Source organism: Microcystis sp. M165S2, assembly GCF_020245885.1.
In the GTDB taxonomy this organism is placed as follows: Bacteria; Cyanobacteriota; Cyanobacteriia; order Cyanobacteriales; family Microcystaceae; genus Microcystis.
The window spans coordinates 1-3,460 of record NZ_JADBTZ010000292.1; the positions used below are offsets into that span (position 1 = coordinate 1).

Annotated in this window: 4 protein-coding genes; 1 reads left to right on the top strand and 3 read right to left on the bottom strand. The window is 43.1% G+C overall.

Annotation, left to right across the window (positions count from 1 at the left end):
• Nucleotides 1-342, bottom strand: a 342-nt coding sequence (locus IM479_RS14815; RefSeq protein WP_353737558.1) for a type IIL restriction-modification enzyme MmeI, incomplete at its 3' end; no start/stop codon positions are given.
• A gap of 210 nt (nucleotides 343-552) precedes the next feature.
• Between IM479_RS14815 and IM479_RS14820 the strand changes: the two genes are divergently transcribed.
• The gene (locus IM479_RS14820) at nucleotides 553-1,020 is read left to right on the top strand and encodes a DUF29 domain-containing protein (protein ID WP_287675970.1); all 468 of its coding nucleotides are present in this window, start codon (nucleotides 553-555) and stop codon (nucleotides 1,018-1,020) included.
• A 342-nt stretch (nucleotides 1,021-1,362) separates the two neighbouring features.
• Here IM479_RS14820 and IM479_RS14825 read toward each other — a convergent pair whose 3' ends face one another.
• Nucleotides 1,363-1,638: a MoaD/ThiS family protein gene (locus IM479_RS14825; protein WP_286825021.1), complete on the bottom strand. Its 276-nt coding sequence runs from the start codon at nucleotides 1,636-1,638 to the stop codon at nucleotides 1,363-1,365.
• A 78-nt stretch (nucleotides 1,639-1,716) separates the two neighbouring features.
• A complete protein-coding gene (gene thrC / locus IM479_RS14830; protein ID WP_110580361.1) occupies nucleotides 1,717-3,021 on the bottom strand; it encodes a threonine synthase in 1,305 nt (434 codons plus the stop codon).
• Nucleotides 3,022-3,460: the final 439 nt, after the last annotated feature.

Consider the following 3,460-nt stretch of genomic DNA (forward strand, 5'->3'; position numbering starts at 1 on the left):
AAACCGTTGAAAATCCGATACTAAAATATAACGCGGTAACTCATGTTCCTTTAAATTGGGGAAATAATCCTTAGCCTGTTGTGTGGCTTTTTCTAAATCTTTCCCCTTCGATTTATGCTCAACTAAAATCGTTCCTTTCCAGAGTAAATCTATAAAACCCTGTTTATTATCTGCTTTTTTGATCGGTTGCTCAAAACTGGCTACCCTACGCCGTGAAATGCCAAAGACATTAAAAAAATCATTCCAAAAAGATTGAGATTCTGCCTTTTCTGAAGTCTCTCCTTGCCACTCTTTTTGAAAAGCGATGGCGCGATTTTTAATTTCATTCCAACTTAAAGGCATAGTTTTAATTCCTTATCTTTCGCCGGTTTGCTCAAAGATGGTAGAAAATGATGTAGGGAGCCATAGGCAGTCAGCAAGGGATACAGATAGGTTCCATTTTAGGTGATTTTTTGGTAAACTGCAAGGGAAGCTAGAAATTAGCAACGCCTTGAGAATTGTATCCGCTTAGTTATCCGTGCAGTTATTGACACGAACGAACAACTTATCGCTATGTCCAAGACTCTCTACGAACAAGATTTTCAATTGTGGCTCGCAACAACAATTAATCACTTACAGAAGCGGGAATTTGCTGCGCTGGATACTGATAACTTAATTGAGGAGTTAACCGAGTTGGGAAAATCGGAAAAAAGAAGTTTAGAAAGTAATTTGATGATTCTTTTGGCTCACTTGCTCAAATTAAAAGTACAGCACGACGCACCGCCATCAATGAAGGATAGCTGGTATTGTTCTATTATTGAGCATCGTCAGCGCATTCAGAAAAACTTACGCGATACTCCTTCTCTCAAATCCTATCTAGAAACTGCTATCGAGGAAGCTTATCCAGATGCTCGTCAAGTAGCAATTAAGGAAGGGAAACTCGCTCAATTTGGTGTTCGGATTCCCCCAGAAAATGATTATCCTCAAATTTGTCCTTTCTTGCCAGAGCAAATCTTAGATGAGAACTTCTATGGCAATTGACCAAATGTGTCTCAGCTTATAATAATGTGAAAATGGATAAAATGTGTCACGTTAAAAGGCAAAAGATGCGTTGGGTGTCGATTAAATATAACTAATGAACAACCACAAAGGCACAAAGGACACAAAGATTAGTAGAACGTAGGTTGGGTTGAAGCATGAAACCCAACGCCCGCATGGGTTACGCTACTTACTAAATCCGTTGAGTATAGGTAACATATCAGGAGAGACAAAAGGCAATTTAAATGCGCGGGCAGCTTAGAACTTACCTGAATAAAAGCCCCCAGAAAACATCACTTTCTAGGGGTTTAATTACAATTGACGGAAAACAAACTTATAGGGAGGTTAACCTCCAGCTACCGCAGGAACGATACTGACTTCATCGCCATCTTCTAAGGGGGTTTTTGTCCCATCGAGGAAGCGAATATCTTCACTGTTGACGTAGAAATTTAAAAAGCGCCGGGGTGTACCATCTTCAAGGCATAAGCGGGCTTTAATACCGGGGAAACTTGCTTCTAAGGATTCAATTAAATCACCGACACTACTAGCACTACACTCGATGGTAGCGTTATTTTCTGTAAATTTTTGCAGGGGAGTAGGAATGAGAACTTTTACAGCCATAGATATCAAGGAAAAAGTGGAAAGGACGGTAGCTATCATCTAACGGGGGAGATAATTATCAATCTCCCGTTACCAATTCTAGACGAGAACCTGTTGCCATTCGAGGCGTTCCAGGGTGCGGGAACGTTCCAGGGCCCGTTCAAAGCTTTCTAATTTCGGTTCAATTAATAGGGGTTCACCGATATAACCCTGTACCGCTTCTTGGGTTTTTAGACCATTACCGGTAATATAAACGACCGTGGTTTCTTCGGGGTCGATTTTACCCGCTTCTACTAATTTTTTCAAGACAGCGATGGTCGTACCGCCCGCGGTTTCCGTGAAAATGCCTTCCGTTTCTGCCAAAAGTTTAATACCTTCGATAATTTCGGCATCGGTAACGGATTCAATATTACCGCCGGTTTTACGGGCAATATCCAGGGCATAAACACCATCGGCGGGATTACCAATAGCGATCGATTTGGCGATAGTATTGGGTTTAACTGGGGCGACAAAATCCCGTCCTTCCTTGAAAGCTTGGGCAATGGGGGAACAACCCTCCGCTTGAGCGCCACTAAAACGCACTGCTTTATCTGCCACCAAACCGACTTTGATGAATTCTTGGAAGCCTTTATAAATTTTGGTAAAGAGGGAACCACTGGCTAAAGGTGCGACAATATGATCGGGGAGTTTCCAGCCTAATTGTTCGGCCACTTCAAAGCCTAAAGTTTTGGAACCTTCGGAATAGTAGGGACGCAGATTGATGTTGACAAAACCCCAACCGTAGGTATTGCCCACTTCTGAACAGAGACGGTTAACTTGATCGTAATTGCCTTTGACCGCCATTACCGTGGGATTATAGATTAGGGTGCCGAGAATTTTACCCGCTTCTAAATCGGAGGGAATGAAAACACAACAGTCTAAACCAGCGTGAGCGGCAATAGCGGCGGTGGAATTGGCCAGATTTCCCGTACTAGCACAGGAAACGGTGGTAAAACCTAATTCTTTGGCCCGGGTAAGGGCGACGGATACCACTCTATCTTTGAAGCTGAGAGTGGGCATATTGACGGCATCATTTTTAATGTAGAGATTTTTTAGACCCAAGCGCCGGGCTAAACGGTGGGATTTAACTAGGGGAGTCATACCCGTACCCACATCGATGGGATTTTCACTTTCCACCGGCAAAAAGGAACGATAGCGCCAGATGGAATTGGGACCTGCTTGAATGCTTTCTCTGGTGACGGTGCGACGGATGAGGTCGTAATCGTAGTCCACTTCCAGAGGTGCAAAGGTTTCTTCGCAGATATTCAGCGCTTTCAGGGGGTAGGAAGTCCCTCCTTCCTTAGAAACCAAGCGGGTAAAGGTGGGGATGAATTTTGATGTTTTGATGTTCGTCGCTAGAGTCATGATTTTCCTGTCTTGCCGTCAACTGATGTACAAGCATCCTATCACCCGCAAAATCTTGGTGTCAAATATACCAGACTATTTTTGTCGGGTATAAATTTATACAAAAACTAGGGGATAAACTAGGGAGAAGGAACGCTTAAGTGGAGATGGTTAAGCTGCCGTGTCAGGAAACTTCGGTATAGTTTGAGGTCAAAAAAAGAACTAGGAGAAGATGTTTCAGTTTTTTAGGAGTATATAGCCTATTTATGGGGAATTTTATCGAAATAAATCATAATTTACGTTTAAATAGGGTCTGCTGAAAAAGTTTTTCGGTGGGGGTTGGGGGTTGGGGGTTGGGGGTTGGGGGATGGGGGATGGGGGATGGGTTTTACCGATTTTCAGGTGGTCAACTACCTAATTTTCAGGGAAAAAGTACCTGAATTTTCCCCCTGATCACTCC